The sequence below is a fragment of the Cloacibacillus sp. genome, from assembly GCF_020860125.1.
Classification (GTDB): domain Bacteria; phylum Synergistota; class Synergistia; order Synergistales; family Synergistaceae; genus Cloacibacillus.
Window position 1 is genome coordinate 1 of sequence record NZ_JAJBUX010000055.1, and the last position, 17,211, is coordinate 17,211.

Consider the following 17,211-nt stretch of genomic DNA (forward strand, 5'->3'; position numbering starts at 1 on the left):
TATATATAGTCAGATATTCCTTAAATATATTTTATATTAAGCCTTTTATGATGTTAAAATAAAGATGATGAAAGGAGTGTTTCCATGATTCAGGCTATTTCAAGAGTCACATTGACCCAGTCTATTTTAGACGAGATGCTGAAACTAATAAAAGATGGAGCATGGGAGCCCGGCGGCAAGATCCCCAGTGAAAATGAGCTTGCATCGGCATTTTCCGTCAGCAGGAATTCAATAAGGGAAGCCGTTAAAATCTTGAATAATATGAACGTCCTCACCTCCTGCCCGGGGCAGGGAACCTTCCTTGCGGAGGACGCGATAAGCCGCATCCTCTCGCTTGAGGTGATAGATATCGGCTACAGGAACGCCTCCGTAATGGAGATATATGAGATACGCACCCTGCTGGAATCGCAGAGCGTCTATTGGGCGGCCCTGCGGGTGACGGAGGGCGACATCGGCGAGTTAAACGAACTCCTGCGGATGAGCCGCTGCGCCGAGAGCTGCGACATCGCCGAACAAAACAGGATACATTACCTCTTCCACGACACAGTCATCCGTATGAGTAAGAATTCCTTGCTGCTGCATATGCTTTCATCAATAAAGGCTGAAATAGACGCGCACCACGCGAGTTTTGACAATCTGCCTCCGGCGGACATCACCAATCTCATCAACGATCAGGAAAAGGTCATAACCGCCATCCTGAATAAAAGGCCGGAAGAGGCGCGGCTGGCCATGATCTCTCATCTCGAAAGAGCGATGAGGCTTATAAAATAGTCTTTAAGATATCTGCGGTCTGAAATACCGCGAGACCACCGGAATGGAGGAATATAAATGGCTGCGATCGAAGAAAAGGCGGCGGCGCTGCTCGAAAGATGCGAGGTCTTGTCGCTCGCGTCAATAAACGAGGACGGCTTCCCGCGGATCTGCGTGATGAGCAAGGCAGGAAATGAAGGAATGAGAAGGGTGTTTTTCGCTACGGGGACGAGTTCGCGCAAGACGGCCCACTTTATGAAAAACCCCAAGGCCGGAGTCTCATACGGCGATGAAAAAGACAGCGTCACCATGACGGGAACGATAAAGATCGTGGAGGACGAGGGCTTCAAAAAAAGCCTGTGGAAGGACTGGTACACAGCGCATTTCCCCGGCGGGCCGGAGGACCCTGAATACTGCGTACTGCAGTTTGACGCGCTCGAGGCGACCATCTATGTCGACGGAGATTTCGTCACCTGGCGCGCCTCCGACGGCCGGTGCCTCTGCCGGTACTGCCAGAGCTGCGGCATGCCGCTGACCTCCGAAGAGCAGCACGGCACGGAGGCCGACTGTAGCAAAAGCGGCGACTACTGCCACTACTGTATGACGGATGGAAGATTCACCGCCGATGTTACGCTGGATGAGATGATCGAGCTCTGCATCCCTCACATGTCGGCGGCGCACCCGGAAATCACCGCCGACGGCGCGCGCGAGATGATGCGGCGGCTCCTGCCTGGACTTAAACGGTGGCGGTCGAAGCGGGACTGAAAACGGCATAATTTCCCCCGCCTATGGGTGGGGGATTATTTCTGACTGACATGGTTTTCGGGTGTAACGCATATCCAGGACAACGCACCAAGTCTTTTGACGAATATTTAGCGGCACTAACATTTACGGCTGAATCATGCGTCTGCCCCGCAGCGTACATCCGAGGCATTGGCGCCGCGTTGATATCCATGCTAAAATCGTAACGGTTCCCGGCGAGTTTACCGGCCCTGCGGAAGCCACCGAATCCGCGGCGCGGGTAATCAAAATTACAGGCAATTCAAATAACATAAAGGAGAGGTTTTTGCTATGAAAAGTTTCAAAAATTCGCTCTGTGTACTTTTCCTGTTTCTGTTTCTCGCCACCTGCTCCGAAGCCGCCGAGGTGAAGCTGCGCTTCGCGGGACAATTTCCCAAGGACCACAGCGCGACCAAATTCATGTATGAGATAGCCGACGGCGTAAAGGCCAAGACGGACGGACGCGTCGAGATAGAGGTATTCCCCGCCAACAAGCTCGGCGACTATACGATAATCTATGAGGATTTGATGCGAGGCGCGGTCGATATGGCCCTCATCTCCGTACCCAGCCAGTTTGACCCTCGCCTTGAGCTCGTCTACCTCAACGCCTTCGCAAACTACGGGGTGCTGAAAAAAGAATTTCAGCCGGGGAGCTGGCTCTCAAAGAAGATGAACGAATATAACACGCGCCTCGGCGTAAAGTTCCTCGGCTTCAACATCGAGGGGCTCACGGGCATCGCCTCCAAGAAAGCGGTGCGCAAACCGCTAGACCCCAACGTCAATAAAGGCGTGCTCGCGCGCGTTCCCTTCATGAATGTCTACAAGTCGGCGGCGGAGGCGCAGGGCTACCGGACGATCGCGCTGCCCTACTCGGACATCGCGCGCTCCATGCAGGACGGCACCTGTGACGCCGTATCCTCGATATCGACGGGCGCGGCGCTGGCGGACCTTGGCGGCATCATGAAATATTGGTACCAGCTCGACTACTCGCAGGAGACGGAGTCCTACCTCATGAGCGCGAAGAGCTGGGATAAGCTCAGCGAGGAGGACCTTAAGGCGATCTATGAGGAGGTGGCCAAGGCCTCCGCGAAATCCATCGAGCAGGCGCAGCAGAACGATAAACGGAACCTTGAGCAGATGAAGAGGAACGGCGTACAGGTCTTCACCTACAGCGAGGCCGAACTGCTGCCGCTGCGCCGGGCGGTAATGGAGAACTGGAAGCAGCTTGAGCCGGTAATGGGCGTTCAGCTCATGAACGAGGCGAGAAAACATTTTCCGATAAGGGAAAAATAGGCCGAAAAACAGATAAGATAAAAACAAGTCGCTCCGCCGCGTTTCATTACGCGGCGGAGCGACTTTATTATGCTTTCACCCAGTTATTATTTTCCCGTCCACGCCTGTCAAACCAGAAAAGGACAATTACGCTTTTATTACCCTGGCAGAACGGATAAATCTATGATATAAAGAAAAAGCGCATTTTTTTAAACTGCGCCTCCGCTCAAAAAGAGATACTGCAAATTACAGCGGTCCCAAAGGACCGCCGTGAAACAAATAGAAAGGAAAGAATAATACCGCTATGACAGGCCTAAAAAACATACTCTGTTCAGTAATGCTGCTCATCTTTATTTCTTCTCCCGCCGCGGCCGCGGAGATCACCCTGCGCTTCGCGGGACAGTTTCCCGAGGAGCACAGCGCCACCAAGCTGATGCGCGAGATCGCCGACGGCGTACAGTCAAGGACCGGCGGGCGCGTAAGCATAGAGGTCTACCCCGCGAACGTGCTCGGGGACTACACGATCATCTACGAGGACCTTATGCGCGGAGCTCTCGACATGGCGCTGATATCCATCCCGAGCCAGTTCGACCCGCGCCTCGAACTCGTCTACCTCAACCCCTTCATCAACTATAACGCGGTCAAAAAGGCCTTCCGCCTTGACAGCTGGCTCTCTCAGAAGATGGAGGAGTACAACACGCGCCTCGGAGTGAAACTGCTGGGCTTCAACATCGAGGGGCTAACAGGCATTGCCTCTGTCAAACCGATAAACGACCCGCTGGACCCCGAGTCCAACAAGGGTGTTCTCGTGCGCGTCCCCCTTATGCACATATATAAGGCGGCGATCGAGGCCCAGGGATACCGGACTGTCTCGGTACAGTACGCCGACGCCGCCTGCGCGCTGGACGAGGGGCGGTGCGACGCCGTATCCTCAATATCCGCGGACGCGGCCTTCACCAACCTCAAAGGTACCATGAAATATTGGTACCAGCTCAACTACTCGCAGGCGGTGGAATCCTACCTCATGAGCGCCAAGACCTGGGACAGGCTCAGCGAGGAGGATATCGCGATAATCTACGGCGAGGTGGGGCGCGCCTCGGCGAAATCCATCGCTCAGGCGAAACATAACGACAGGAGAAATCACGAGCTGATGCGGCAAAACGGCATAGAGGTCTTTACCTACAGCGACGCCGAGCTGCTGCCTCTGCGCCAGGCGATAGTGGAAAACTGGAAGAACCTTGAGCCAGTAATGGGGCGCCAGCTTATGAACGACGCCCGGAAACATTTTCTGATAAACGTAAAAAATTAGTCCGCCGTGTACGGCAAAAGAGGGGCCTCCCACAACGGGAAGGCCCCTCCTGCTTATTCTGCACCCTAGCCGCAGCTGTGGCGCTGGTTTACGAAGACGACGCCTGACTCGTTTATCTCGGCCTTCGTCTCCCTGCCGCCGCAGACCGCCACAGTAAGATCCAGCAGCTCTCCGCTAAGCTCGCCGACGCTTTTTTCGCCGCTGATACTCGCCGAGGTATCAAAATCTATCATGTCGTTATGTTTTTCAAAGGTCGCCCGGTTGCCGGTGATCTTTATCACCGGCGCGATGGGGCTGCCGACTGGGTTACCCATCCCTGTGGTGAAGGCCACCACCTGCGCGCCGCCCGCGATCTTCGCGGTGATCGAACCGCAGTCGTAGGCCGTCGTGTCCATGTAATAGAGCCCGCGCCCCCTTATGTACTCGCCGGAGGCGAGCACGCCCTCGAACGGACGTGTTCCGCTCTTATGTATGCAGCCAAGGGACTTCTCCGAGAGCGTCGTGAGGCCGGCGGCGATGTTGCCCGGAGTCGGGTTCGTCAGCCGTATGTCGGCGCCGGTCTGTTCCTTTATATCGCGGTCCCATTTTCTGACCATCTCGCGGAGGCGGCGTCCGACCTCTGGCGTGCGGCCTCGCGCGAGCAGGATATTTTCCGCGCCGATCGCCTCCGAGGTCTCGCTGAGCACCACCGTAGCCCCCATATCAACAAGACGGTCGGAAAGGTCTCCCAGCACGACGTTGGCCGATATCCCCGAGGTAGGGTCCGAACCGCCGCACTCAAGAGCGAGAATCAGCTCCGAAATATCGATCTCTTCGCGCTCCAGCCGCCGCGCCTCCTCGACAAGCCGTCCGGCGATCTTCACACCCTCCGCGACCGCGCCGCCGACGCCGCCCTCCTCATGGATGGAGATGTAATGCAGAGGCTTGCGGCTCTTCGCCAGGACCGCCTCCATATAGAGCCCGCGCTGCGTCGCCTCGCAGCCGAGGCCGACGATGAGCGCGCCGTAGACATTGCCGTTGGCGAGAAGGCCGGAGAGCACCTCCAGCGTGTGTTCGGTATCCGAGGGCGACTGCCCGCAGCCGTTATGATTATATAAAAAGGTCGTCCCGGGGACGGCGCTGACGATCTTCTGCGCCGCCGACGAGGAACAGAGCACTCCCGGCATAACGACGACGAGGTTGCGCACCCCCGCGCGGCCCTCCGGCCGCCGGTATCCGAGGAACTTCATCATCAGCCCTCCTCCCCCATGTCCGTCAGGTTGTGGCTGTGGACATGGGCCCCCGCGGGAATATCCCGCGTCGCGTGTCCGATACGCTCTCCATACTTGAGGACCGGCTCTCCAGCGCGTATGGGCAGCAGCGCTATCTTATGGTAAATCGGGATGTCGTCCGCCGCGGTGATCTCCATCATATCGCCGCCGTTCATATAGGCAAGCACTTCGCCCCGCCTGACGGGGCGGTTGACGATCGTGACGGAGTCGCGGATGGAGACCAGGATCGCGTCGATCTTTTTCTGCGCCAAAATATCCGACCTCAGTCCTTCAAAAGTTTTATCTCGGCGACGGCGGCGGCCAGCTGGCCCTTCCTCATCACATCGCCGCCCTGGAAACGCCGGAGGACGCCCTCATATCTATTCGCGTCATCCCCAAACAGCTCGCTGATCCACTGTCCGAAATCGTCAAGCGTCACCACCGCCTCGTATTCGCGCGGGGGAAATTCCATCCGCCCGAAGGCGCGGCGAAAGGCGTCGCGCACCTCGAGCCAGTGCATCTCCTGATCCACGCCGTATATCGTCTCGGAGGCCGGGTCCATGTAATCATAGATCACCGAGAGCTCGACGCCGCGCCACCAAAGCGAATCCACGGGCACGTCCTCAAAGTTGAAGAGCGAGAGCTTATCCTTCGCCTCAAGGAGACGCCATTGGACGTCGATCGGGTGCACTGCGCGCGGCTCGACATTCCGCCGCACCGCCTCGGCGGCAAGTGCGCCGGCGGCCTGGCCGGTCAGCATCGTGACGGGCTGAAGGCGCGTCGAGCCGTTGACGATACGCGAGACCGAGATATTCTTCTCCGCGGCAAGCAGGCCGTCGACCTTCTCGGGGATCAGCACGCCCATCGGGATCTGAAAGAGACCGCCCTTCCACTCTGTATCCGCCGGTATCTCCTCCGCGCGCTCGCCGAGGTCCCGGTCGAGATACTGCGGCTCGCGCAGGCCGTGGATATCGGTGGGATACTCGCCCAGCGCTATGCTGTAGGGGTTTGTCTTGAGCATCCGTCTCAGCACCCGGTCGCGTTCGACATCTTTGACCGTCATCGTCGTCAAGCCGACGATGCGGCGGCTCTCACGCACGTAAGGGAAGGGGGGAAAATGCGTCAGCACGGGAACGAACTCCGCCGGCATCTCCTTCCAATCCCGCCAGTTATTGCTGAAATACCTGCCGTATCCCTGGCGGTCGTCCACCGACCAGTCCTCCATGCCGAGCTCAGTCTGCATATAAAATATAAAGGCCAGCGTCTCCGTCATCGCCCTGCGCTCCGCCTCACGGCGGAACTTCTTATCCTCAAGATACTTCACCGACATTCCCGCCGCGCCGAACTTCCGTCCGGGATAATCGTTAGCCCAGTTCACACCGGTGCGTGATATTAGCGGCCACGTCCCGGAGAGGCCGCCGTCTATCCTTTCACGGTCGGGGTTGGTGATATCCGGCATCGCGCGGTAGGCGTTATGCACCGGCACGTTGAAGGGATACTCCCCCGGCCACCAGCTGCCGTCCTTCGTGATCACCTTGCGGAAATGGGGCAGAAAATCCTCGTATCCGGGAGGACGCCTCGTCAGCCGCAGCTCCGGCGGCAGCCCCTCGGGATACCTCTTTACCACCGCGACATAGGTGATATCCTGAATCACGCTCTCCTTGTCCACCTTCGGCGCGATGCTGTTGCCCACGCGGTAGCGCGCTCCTGTGAGGGGGATAAAGTCACCGGTCTCGGTGGCGTCGATAAAGACCTTCGCCGCTATCGTCGTCTTTTCGCCGCCGCTCTCGACGATGGCGGAGACGACCTTGTTTTTCTCCGTCTTGGCCTTCAGCACGCGCGACTCAAGAAAGAGAGATACCTTCCCGCTCTCCTTTATCATATCCGTAAGGATCTTCTGCCCGACCCAGGGTTCAAAGGCGATCGTGTCAGAGCCCCAGTAGCAGAGGTTCACGGGCGTATTCCGCTGCGCGTAATACTCGCGCACGCGCGTGATAAACTCGTTGTATATCCCCGTGCGCGTGCGGCGCACGTCGTCCATCGTCGAGACCGCGGCGCCCGTCATCTGGCCGCCGATCCAGTCCGATTCCTCTATAAGCGCGACATCCATCCCCATGCGCGCGGCCTGGATCGCCGCCGCCGAGCCGCCGGTCCCCGCTCCGATCACCGCGACGTCAAAGCGCAGAACATCGGCGGCAAAGGCATTATCCGATGCCATCGTCAAAAAAAATATTATTGAAGTTATCAAAAAGGTGAACACAGAAATTCCTCCAAGTTCTAGTAGCTTAGCCATAACTTTTTAATTATACTATGGTCGGCGGATTTATTACACACCTTTGCCTAAGGTAAAAAGGCTGAATATTATTTTGCACAGTTCAGCCAGGATGTATATATTTTTCGCCAATTCAGCGCACCGGCAAAAACATGCGGTTATAAGAAACGCATAGGACCGGCGGCTGCTTGGGAGGATGAACGATTTGCGCGTAATAGACTTAGGCTGGCCGATCGAGGACTCTATGCAGGTATTTCCGGGGGACATCTCCCCTGAGATCAAAGAGCTCATGAAAATTGAGGAGGAGGGGTGCCGCTCCAAAAAAATCACGATGTCCTCGCATACCGGCACACACATGGACGCACCGGCCCATATGCTCGCAGGCGGCGCATGCCTCGACGAACTGCCCGGCGAAACCTTTTTCGGCTTTGCGGTGATCGCCGACGTCAGCGGCTGCGCGGGACGCGAGATCGAAATATCCGACCTCGGCCTCACCAGGGAGGAGATGGCGGCGGCCGATTTTTTGCTGCTCCACACCGGCTATTGTGACAAGATGGGAGAGGACGGCTATCTTGAAGGATTCCCCGTACTCTCGCAGGCGGCGGCGCGCGCCCTCGCGGAACAGGAACTCAAAGGGATCGGCGTCGACGCGATATCGGTAGACCCCGTTAAAAGCGCGGAATGCCCCGTGCACAAGACAATTCTAGGAAACGGCATGGTCGTCCTGGAAAACCTGCGCGGACTGCGGCAGCTCCCCTTCAAAACCCCCTTCTGCCTCACGGCGCTGCCGCTGGCGCTCAAAGGTACCGACGGCGCGCCGGTGCGCGTCATGGCCGTGCTTGAAAAATAGCGTGCGGGAGGTTAATATGGATACGGTGATATACAAAGAACTCTGGAGGTGCGTACATTGAGAGACAACGATAAAAAACTGCTGAAAAAAAGACGGGGCTTTACCCTGATTGAGATCATGGTCGTCGTCGTCATCATCGGCCTGCTCTCCGCGCTCGTCGGGCCACGGCTCATGGGACAGAGTGACGAGGCGAAGCGCAAGACGACCCAGACACAGATCGCCCAGCTTGAACAGGTTCTCGGCCTCTACTACCTCGACAACGGCTTCTATCCGACCACCTCCCAGGGGCTGGAGGCTCTTGTAAAAGAACCCACGATGCCGCCAGAACCGCTGAACTACAAAAAAGGCGGCTACATGAAAAAGGTCCCGAAGGACGCCTGGGGGCGCGAATTTGTCTACACCGCCCCGGGAGAGCACGGCGACTTTGACATCCTCTCCTACGGCGCGGACGGGCAGGAGGGCGGCAGCGGCGCCAACGCTGACATCACGAATTGGGAATAAAGGGCGGCGCAGCGTCTGAAAGCTTCCCTGATTTTGTCCGGATGGCACATTAACGTGCGCCTCCGGCGAGAAGGATGTGGATATAATGAACAAACCGCAGCTCATACTTAAAGCGATCAAAGAAAACCTCATACCGCTCACGCGAAAAGAGGTGGCGGCCGGCAACCACGTATTCGGCGGCCTTGTGCTCGATAAAGAGAGCTGCCGGGTGATAACCGCCGGCAGCAACAACCGTCAGGCCAACCCTATCTACCACGGCGAGATCGACACCATTCAGCGCTTCTTCGCCGACGGCGGCCATCCCGACCCCGCGGACTGCATCTTTGTCGCGAGCCACGACCCCTGCTCCATGTGCATCTCGGCGATCTCCTGGGCCGGTTTCCATGAGATATGGGTGCTCTTCGGCTACGACGACGTCGAAAAAGAGTTCGGCATGCCCGTAGACCTCATGATGTACAAAGAGGTCTTCGGCGCGAACGGCGCGCGCAGCGAAAACGCCTTCTTCAAAAAATACGACCTAAAAAAAGAGGCCGCGAAAGAGGCCAACGCGGTGGAGCTGGCGAAAGAGATAAAAGAGCTTGAACGCCTCTACGGCGAAATGGCGGTACAGGACTTCGACTATCCGGGGATGTAGCCCCGCGGAAAATAAAAGAGAGCTGAGGGCGGGGATATCCCCGCCCTTTTTATGTTTTACGCTGGTTTTACCGGAAGTGCGCGTAGCGACCGCACCTACAGCATGTCGGGCAGCTTTTCTCTGTATTCCGCCATCTCTCTCTCAAAGGCGTCGAGTTTTTCCTTCGCGCGCGCGATCTGCGCCCGCACCTGCCGCGGGGAGGTGCCTCCGGCGGTATCGCGGCGCTCCATCGAACGCCGCGGCGAGAGCAGCGGCAGCAGCCCCTCCTCCGCCTCCGGTATCAGCGCCTGCCACTCCGCAAGCGTCAATTTGTCCATCGGCCGCTCCTGTTCGAGACACCAGCGCACGGCGTGTCCCACCTTTTCGTGGGCGCTGCGGAAGGGTACGCCGCGCAGCACCAGGTATTCCGCGACGTCGGTGGCGAGGATGAGGCCGTCGGCAAAGCCGCGGCCGGCCCTTTCCTCGTCTATCTCCACCTGCGAGAGCAGCGCCGGTAATACGGAAAAAATCCCCTTAAGACAGTCAAGGGTGCGGAAGAGGCTGCGCTTATCGTCCTGCAGGTCGCGGTTATAGGTAAGCGGTATGCCCTTCGTCATCGTCAGCAGATCGACGAGCGCGCCCGAAAGCTGCCCCGCCTTGCCGCGCAGAATCTCCAGCACGTCGGGATTCTTCTTCTGCGGCATAATGCTGGAGCCGGTGCAGAATGAGTCCGGCAGCTTGACCCAGCCGAATTCGGTGGTGAAGTAGATGATGAGATCCTCGGAGAGGCGGCTGGCGTGGCCGCCGAAGACCGCCGCGAAGTAAAGTATATCCAGGAAATGGTCACGGTGGGCGACGGTGTCCATGCTGTTTTCCGTGAGACGCGAGAAACCCATGTCGGCGCGCGTAAATTCGCGGTCAAGCGGCAGAGTGGAACCGGCGAGCGCCCCGCAGCCGAGCGGCGATTCGTCTACCGCCTCGTAGGCGGCGGAAAGCCGCTTCGCGTCGCGCATGAAAGCCTGCGCGTGCGCCATCCAGAACTGTCCCATCGAGATGGGCTGCGCCTGCTGAAGATGCGTATAGCCGGGCACGACGACGTCGGCGTGCTCCTCGGCCTTTTTGAGAAGTACGGAGATCAGCGCCTCAAGCCCCGCCCATATCCCCAGCAGCTCTTTGCGCAGATAGAGCCGCACGGTGGTGTTGACCTGATCGTTGCGGCTGCGCCCCATATGCAGCCGCGCGCCCGTCGCGCTGCATTTTTCGATGAGGCGCGACTCGATGTTCATATGCACGTCCTCAAGCGAGACCTTAGGCGTAAAGTTTCCACTCTTAATCTCTTCCGCGATCTCTCGCAGATTCTTTTCGATCGTCCCGGCCTCTTTCGCGTCGAGCAATCCGGTGTGCGCGAGCATCCTCACATGCGCGATGCTCCCGCGGATATCCGCCGCGGCCATGCGCCAGTCCAGGTCCAGCGACTGGGTAAAGTTTATGACGGCTTCGTCTGTATCCTGTGCAAAACGGCCCTTCCACATCAGGGGCAGCTCTCCCTTCCAATTATCCGGCAAGTGTCGAATTCGTGTAAATTTTGCATGAATTATACATCATTTCGCCTATTATATAAAAATAGAAGAAAGGGCGGCCTGCTGTTATAACGAATAAAGGGGGCGAAGGATATGTTTGAGATCTCATATACGGATAAAATATACACGATAGACGAGATAAAAGAGCTCGTCGCTCCGGTTGCCGCAAGGTATGATATTGAGGCGATATATCTCTTCGGTTCCTACGCGCGCGGCGAAGCGAAGGCAAACAGCGACATAGACCTGCGGGTGGAGGCCAGCCGTATAAAGAGCCTGATGACCTTCGGCGGGTTATACTCTGAGCTAGAAGAGGCGCTCGCCAAAAAGCCGGATCTGCTGACGACAAAAAATCCGGACGGTGATTTCCTGGAAGAGCTTGAAAAAGACGAGGTGTTGATCTATGTTCCACGTGGGAAATATCTACGTCCCATGTTAAGAATAAAAGGGGACAGCCTTTCGACTGTCCCTCGCTGAACGAACCAGTAGGCACGTAAATGGAAGCAGAAGCTCCATAACAGCATATTCAGTATAGTAAAAACAACTCTTGATGTCAAACGTCATTTCTCACCTTATATAATCCATAAATGGTTTTGCCATTATTTCTGAAATCTCGTGAGCACCCCCGAATGATTTCATAATATTCTTGGACTTTAGACTTGAATAAAAGTTTTTTGTCATCTAGTCCGGACTGTTTCTCCAACAACGTGTAATAGTTTCTCAGGATACCCGCGCCCACATCGGCCGCTTGGATTCCCTCCGTCATCTCAGAGTCCACGAAAAGCGGAAATTCTATTATATTGCCCAAAGAGGAGCCTTTCAGGGATTTATACAGATAATCGCTGAAAGCAAACGCCATATTCCTGTCCGTGTTTTTATAGCTATAGTCTATAAGGATCAAAGCCTGTTTTTTCTCAGATTTTGCCAGGTAATTGATTCGTTCCAGAAGAAGTTTATAATGTTTGGGCAAATATCCGCCCCCGCTCTCAAAAGGTTTCAGTCCGAGAACAGTATTCTTTGCTGAAAAGGCAAAAAATGTAAATTCTCTCAGCACCTCGTGTACATATCTGTCAATAAATGTATATTTTTTACTGAATGGCTCCCCATTCTGCGCCAGCGTACTAGCGTTGATAAAGGACTGAGCCTTTATTTCCTGTCTTTCGTTTTCCAGGATACCTTTCTTTAAATTATAAATTTGGGAAAGCAGGGAGGGAATTTTAGCTTTTCTGATTACTGCCGCTGTGGTAACAACATATTGTTCTTCTTTTGAATTCATGTCCCCTGACGTATCGATAAAAGCATACATGCTCTACAGGCTTCCCTTCAAATTCGTTAAATAAAAAAACGGCTTTTTCATTATATCATATTTGTAAGGGTAAGAACCTCACGGGAAGACCTGCTTGGTAAAAGCGCCTTCATAATTCCCCGCCATCGCCGGGAAATACATCTTCGCCGCACTCCTTGGCGGCGAGCTTTCTTTTTAACCTCTCTATCCGGTGCACGAGGTTTTTTCTATCCTCCTCCCACTGGCGGTCTTTGAAGATACGGTGGCTCTCAAGCCACCGCAGCGCCTCCGTGGCGTGGGCCAGGGCGTCCCCGCAGCGGCGGAAGCGGTGCTCCTCTATCTTTGCCATCGTCTCCAGCGTGCGCACGGGGCGGCGCTCCGTCTCGAGCGACTCTTCGTAATAGCGGTAGGCGGCCTCGTAGTTTCCCGCGGCGCGTTCCGCCTCCGCGAGGCGCAGCAGCGCGAAGTGGCGGTCGTGACGAAAGTCGAGCGCTCCCTCCCAGGCCGCGCGCGCCTCCTCCTGGAAGCCCTTCGCGGCCCAAAGGTCGCCCGCGCGTATCATATCGGCCGCGCAGGAACATTCTCCGCGCGCCATCTCCGCGATGTGTATCTGTAACGCCGCGAGCGAGACGATATCGAGGGTGTTGTGGTAGAAGATACCGCGCAGCGGCCCCGCGTCCTGCGTGCGCAGGAATTGGGTGTACATCCAGGGTATTTCACTGCCGGGGACATCCTCGCCGCTGCGGCGCAGGCCAAGGACGTTTCTCTCTATCGACGAGAGCGAGCAGGAAGAGAGCCTCCCCTTATAAAAGTGGCGCGAGAGGGAGAGCAGATCCATATGCGGCGCGCCGCCCCACGAGGGCACCGCGCGGGCCAGCGTATAGCGCGTGCGCAGCAGCGGCAGGTCGAAGGCGCGCCCGTTGTACGTCACAAGGCCATAGCGTTCCGGCAGCTCCGCCTCGATCGCGGCGAGCCAGCTCCGCTCCCAGGCGGGACCGGCTAGGAAGAGCTGCACGACGCGGAAGTAGTCCCCGCCGCAGAGCCCCAGCCCGATGAGAAAGGCGTAGGTGCCAGTGCCGCCAGAGAGGCCGGTCGTCTCGGTGTCGAGAAAGACGGGAACGGCGTCCCCGCCCCAATGGCACAGCGTCCGCCCGCTCTCCGCGGGAGAGGCGAGCATCTTTTTGCCGTACCAGCGGCCATAGGCAAATTCGCGCTCCATGCGGTAGACGCCGCGCGCGATCCAGCGGCCCTCCGGCAGCCCTTCGATATCAAGCTCTTTCGGCAGGGAGGCGGGATTCGGCTTTATCCTTCCCTCCGCCTTCGGCAGAAGGCCATCAAGCCGTCCGAATTTTTCCGGGTTATCTCTCTGAGGACGCGCCAATTATTTTCTCACCAGATCTATCACCACAATCTCCGGCGGAGCCATGAGCCTCACGGGAGGCCCGACATATCCCGCGCCGTTGCTCGTATAGAGTATACTGCCCTTTTGAAGTTTTTTAAAGCCCCGCGAATGTCCGCGAAAGAAGAGCCGCGAGGAGAGGAGCGGAAAGAGCTGTCCCCCGTGCGTATGGCCCGAAAGCTGGAGATCGAACATCCCCTGCGTGCCAATCTCGACGACGGGACGGTGGCGCAGCAGCAGCATGAACTTATCGCGGAAACGGCTCCGCGTGTTGACGATCACCGTCTCCGAACGGGAGAGCCCCCATTTGTCCCCGCGGAGGTGGTCGCGGTCGTCGACGCCAACGACGACGATGCCGCCGGCGCAGACCGCCTCCGTGCGCAGCACGCGCATCCCCGCGCGGCGCATGAAGTCCAGCGCCCTGTCGATATCGTCATAATAGTCGTGGTTGCCGGTGACGGCGTAGACCCCGTACCTCGGCCTGATGCGGCGGAACATCGCGATCTCGCGCCCGCGCCCCTCAAGACGTCCGTCGGCGACGTCGCCCGTCACCACCACCATATCCGGTTCCGCCTCGCGCACGCGCCGCAGTATCTGCGCGAGCAGCGCGACGCCGGTATAGGGGCCGAGGTGTAGGTCCGTCAGCTGCACGATGCGCAGCCGCTCCTCGCCAGGCGGCAGTTTTTCCGTCTCTATCGTAATCTTCGTCGTCTGTATCGTGTGGGCCTGCTTCACTCCCAGCGCGATGAGACCGGCGGAGACGGCGAAAGAGGCCGCCAGCTCGGCCCATACGGGCGTTATCTCTCTTCCCATGAGCAGCCTGGCCAGCTCCAGGACAAGAATGGTGAAGAAGCTGTATAGCACGAAAAGCAGCCAGAGGCTGCCGGCCCTGTCCGTCCAGCGGCGCAGCTGCGCGTGGTGGAGGCGTTTTGTGCGCCGCGCGAGATATGAGAGCCCCGTCATCGCGCCGCAGAACATCAGCCAGATAACTCCGGCGGTGCCCCCAGGCTGCGCCTCGTTTATCTTTAAAAAAATATATATGTAGATAACCGTGACAACGACGGCGCAGACCACCCAGAAGGCGGGATGTTCGGAGAAGCGCCGCGAGTAGACCCTGTCGTTCATGCTATATCTGCGCCGAATAGAGGCGTCCGAATGACTCCAGCAGCTTCTGCCAGAGAGGGCGTTTCTCCCACTCGCCGATGAAAAGTTCGCGGCAGCGTTTCATGTCGGTCTCAAACTGCCGCGCGAAAGACTCCGCGATCTCCCGGTCATAGATGAAAAGCTGGTTTTCAAAATTGATATTGAGACTGCGGACATCCATGTTGCAGGTGCCGACGGAGGCGATACGGCTGTCGGAGACGACCGACTTAGTGTGGATGAATCCGTCCTGGTATAAAAATACGCGCACGCCCGCGCGCAGCAGCGGCTCGATATTGCTGCGGCTGCCCCAGAAGACAAGGAAGTGGTCCTTGACGGAGGGCATCATCACACGCACGTCGACGCCCGAGAGCGAGGAGGCAATAAGCGCGTTCATCAGCTCGGGGCCGGGCACCAGATATGGCGAGGTCACCCAGACGCGCCTCTGCGCGCGCGAAATCATCCCGTAATAGCCCTTGGCGATCGAATGCCAGACGCTGTCGATGCCGCTCTCAACGACCTGCAGCGGGATCACCGGCAGGTCGGAATAGTCGTCCTTCACCGGCAGGCCGTTCACTATGATATCAAGGTCCTCGCAGATCGCGGCCGGGTCGTCCGCGGAGCGCACGCACCAGTCGTGGAGGAATATCGCGTGCAGCGCCGGCACCGCCTCGCCCTCGAGGCGCACAAAGGTGTCGCGCCAGAAACCGAGAGGCCCCTTGCCCTCGTATTCCTCGCCGATATTTATGCCGCCGGTGAAAGCCACCCTGCGGTCGACCACCAGAATCTTACGGTGGTTGCGGAAATTCATCTTGCGGCGAAAGAGCGGCAGCGAAACAGGCATAAAAGAGCGGCACTCGACGCCCGCCTCCTCAAGCTCCTTCACAAAACCGGCCTTGAGGCTCCAGCTGCCGACCGCGTCGTAAAGAACGCGCACCTTGACCCCGCGCCGCGCCGCCTCCATAAGCAGGCCGCCGATCTTGCGCCCGAGAGCGTCGTCGCGGATGATAAAAAACTCCATGTGGATGAATTTCCGCGCCCCGGCGATCGCCGCCTCCATCGCGGGGAAGGTCTCGCCGCCGTTTATCAGGATCTCCACACGGTTGCGCATGAGAAGGTCGGCGCCGCTGCAGGCGTGCAGCATCCTGCCGATGAGAAACTGATCCTCCGCCGCCTTCTTAAATGGCGAATGGTCAAAACTGTACTTCTTCGCTGGGCGGAAGAGCCGCCTGTTGCGAATACTCTGCAGATCCGGGCCAAGGACAAGATAGAGGACGACGCCCAAAACCGGCACCAGAATGAGAACGAGCATCCATAATATCGTCCGGTCGGGATTCTGCCCCTCCATAAAGATGATAAAGGCGATGATGATGGAATAGATGATGATGATATGCCACATATAGCTCTCGATAGTGGCGGCGATTTCGTTAAAGGTGCGCGTAAAATGCTGCGTTACGCCGAGCCCCTCCTCCGTAAGGACAAAAAAATCCGCCAGCGTATCTATTATCGTCGGCAGAAAGCCGAGCAGAAAGGCCGCGATCAGGGCCCAGATTATCCATTTGCCGATTTTGTTCATGTTTGTCAGTCCACACTCCTTCCCTCTAAGATATTATATGCGAAGAATTATTTTATCGGCAGAATATATGTTCTTTTGCGCCGTTCCGCCTCGGCGAGTATCACATTTCCTTCGGGCAGGAAAAAAGATAAACAGCGGCTTACGTTTTGTTTCTCCCTCATTTCGTGAGGCAAACCCGGGGACGCTGGTCCCCGGCTCGGAGGCCGGAGCTACGGGACAGAGGCAGACAGCAGCTTCGCCTTGACAGGCAGGACGATAAATGGCGGTTTAGCTTTTGGCTTGTCACACAGGCCCACGAGCCGGTGTCTAGCGGCTTACGTTTTGTTTCTCACGCATTTCGTGAGGCAAACCCGAAGACACTGGTCCCCGGGTCAGGCCCGGGGAGACGGAATAAAGACAAGACGTTATTTATCCACAGCTCAGCCAGTAGAAGTTAACTTGCGATTTACCAAAGATTTTGGCTCCCTCTCTGAGGCGGCCAGGGAGCCGAAATCTTTGATTTCGTGCGAGTCGGCTGGTAGTTACATCAGGGCTCCGCCGCAGGCGGTGGAGGAGAGTTGACCTTAGCTTCTCCCGCGGCTCTTGCCGCGGGCTCTGTATGGCGCGGTTCCCGCGCCATACAGAGCAACACTCCTTC

16 protein-coding genes are annotated in these 17,211 nt (G+C 57.3%); 8 read left to right on the forward strand and 8 right to left on the reverse strand.

Annotation, left to right across the window (positions count from 1 at the left end; all coding sequences use genetic code 11):
- Nucleotides 1-84: 84 nt before the first annotated feature.
- The 4 genes from LIO98_RS07070 (at nucleotide 85) to dctP (LIO98_RS07085) (ending at nucleotide 4,111) form a co-directional block, all read left to right on the forward strand.
- The gene (locus tag LIO98_RS07070; RefSeq protein ID WP_291954729.1) at nucleotides 85-771 is read left to right on the forward strand and encodes a FadR/GntR family transcriptional regulator; all 687 of its coding nucleotides are present in this window, start codon (nucleotides 85-87) and stop codon (nucleotides 769-771) included.
- A gap of 57 nt (nucleotides 772-828) precedes the next feature.
- On the forward strand, nucleotides 829-1,515 hold the full coding sequence (locus tag LIO98_RS07075) for a zinc ribbon domain-containing protein (RefSeq protein ID WP_291954732.1): 687 nt from the start codon (nucleotides 829-831) through the stop codon (nucleotides 1,513-1,515).
- Nucleotides 1,516-1,821: 306 nt separating this feature from the next.
- Nucleotides 1,822-2,823, forward strand: coding sequence for a TRAP transporter substrate-binding protein DctP (gene dctP, locus LIO98_RS07080; protein ID WP_291954735.1), 1,002 nt, complete (start codon nucleotides 1,822-1,824; stop codon nucleotides 2,821-2,823).
- A 283-nt stretch (nucleotides 2,824-3,106) separates the two neighbouring features.
- Entirely contained in the window at nucleotides 3,107-4,111 is a 1,005-nt protein-coding gene (dctP, locus tag LIO98_RS07085) for a TRAP transporter substrate-binding protein DctP (RefSeq protein WP_291954737.1), read from the forward strand.
- A gap of 65 nt (nucleotides 4,112-4,176) precedes the next feature.
- On the opposite strand, the gene LIO98_RS07090 is transcribed toward dctP (LIO98_RS07085), so the two are convergent.
- The 3 genes from LIO98_RS07090 to LIO98_RS07100 are packed head-to-tail and all read right to left on the reverse strand — an operon-like array spanning nucleotide 4,177 to nucleotide 7,579.
- The gene (locus tag LIO98_RS07090; RefSeq protein WP_291954739.1) at nucleotides 4,177-5,343 is read right to left on the reverse strand and encodes a UxaA family hydrolase; all 1,167 of its coding nucleotides are present in this window, start codon (nucleotides 5,341-5,343) and stop codon (nucleotides 4,177-4,179) included.
- A complete protein-coding gene (locus tag LIO98_RS07095) occupies nucleotides 5,343-5,633 on the reverse strand; it encodes a UxaA family hydrolase (RefSeq protein ID WP_291954742.1) in 291 nt (96 codons plus the stop codon). Before LIO98_RS07095 ends, LIO98_RS07090 begins: the two co-directional genes overlap by 1 nt.
- Before the next feature lie 11 nt (nucleotides 5,634-5,644).
- A complete protein-coding gene (locus LIO98_RS07100; protein WP_291954744.1) occupies nucleotides 5,645-7,579 on the reverse strand; it encodes an FAD-dependent oxidoreductase in 1,935 nt (644 codons plus the stop codon).
- Nucleotides 7,580-7,829: 250 nt separating this feature from the next.
- Here LIO98_RS07100 and LIO98_RS07105 point away from each other — a divergent pair, with 250 nt between their 5' ends.
- The 3 genes from LIO98_RS07105 (at nucleotide 7,830) to LIO98_RS07115 (ending at nucleotide 9,618) form a co-directional block, all read left to right on the forward strand.
- Nucleotides 7,830-8,483: a cyclase family protein gene (locus LIO98_RS07105; protein WP_291954746.1), complete on the forward strand. Its 654-nt coding sequence runs from the start codon at nucleotides 7,830-7,832 to the stop codon at nucleotides 8,481-8,483.
- Between the two features lie 48 nt (nucleotides 8,484-8,531).
- Entirely contained in the window at nucleotides 8,532-8,984 is a 453-nt protein-coding gene (gene gspG / locus LIO98_RS07110) for a type II secretion system major pseudopilin GspG (protein ID WP_281691789.1), read from the forward strand.
- Nucleotides 8,985-9,069: 85 nt separating this feature from the next.
- On the forward strand, nucleotides 9,070-9,618 hold the full coding sequence (locus LIO98_RS07115) for a deaminase (protein ID WP_291954754.1): 549 nt from the start codon (nucleotides 9,070-9,072) through the stop codon (nucleotides 9,616-9,618).
- Between the two features lie 95 nt (nucleotides 9,619-9,713).
- Here LIO98_RS07115 and argH read toward each other — a convergent pair whose 3' ends face one another.
- A complete protein-coding gene (argH, locus tag LIO98_RS07120) occupies nucleotides 9,714-11,162 on the reverse strand; it encodes an argininosuccinate lyase (RefSeq protein ID WP_363304101.1) in 1,449 nt (482 codons plus the stop codon).
- A gap of 108 nt (nucleotides 11,163-11,270) precedes the next feature.
- Between argH and LIO98_RS07125 the strand changes: the two genes are divergently transcribed.
- The gene (locus tag LIO98_RS07125; protein WP_291954757.1) at nucleotides 11,271-11,651 is read left to right on the forward strand and encodes a nucleotidyltransferase domain-containing protein; all 381 of its coding nucleotides are present in this window, start codon (nucleotides 11,271-11,273) and stop codon (nucleotides 11,649-11,651) included.
- A gap of 76 nt (nucleotides 11,652-11,727) precedes the next feature.
- Here the strand turns inward: LIO98_RS07125 and LIO98_RS07130 are convergent, their stop codons facing one another.
- The 4 genes from LIO98_RS07130 to cls form a co-directional block, all read right to left on the reverse strand.
- On the reverse strand, nucleotides 11,728-12,480 hold the full coding sequence (locus LIO98_RS07130) for a DUF3800 domain-containing protein (RefSeq protein ID WP_066747917.1): 753 nt from the start codon (nucleotides 12,478-12,480) through the stop codon (nucleotides 11,728-11,730).
- Nucleotides 12,481-12,589: 109 nt separating this feature from the next.
- Nucleotides 12,590-13,840, reverse strand: a complete 1,251-nt coding sequence (locus tag LIO98_RS07135) for a ribonuclease H-like domain-containing protein (RefSeq protein ID WP_291954763.1) — start codon at nucleotides 13,838-13,840, stop codon at nucleotides 12,590-12,592.
- Nucleotides 13,841-14,983 (reverse strand): metallophosphoesterase, encoded by a 1,143-nt coding sequence (locus tag LIO98_RS07140; protein WP_291954765.1) that lies wholly within the window; start codon nucleotides 14,981-14,983, stop codon nucleotides 13,841-13,843.
- 1 nt (nucleotide 14,984) lies between these two features.
- Nucleotides 14,985-16,574, reverse strand: a complete 1,590-nt coding sequence (gene cls / locus LIO98_RS07145; RefSeq protein WP_291954767.1) for a cardiolipin synthase — start codon at nucleotides 16,572-16,574, stop codon at nucleotides 14,985-14,987.
- Between the last annotated feature and the right edge of the window lie 637 nt (nucleotides 16,575-17,211).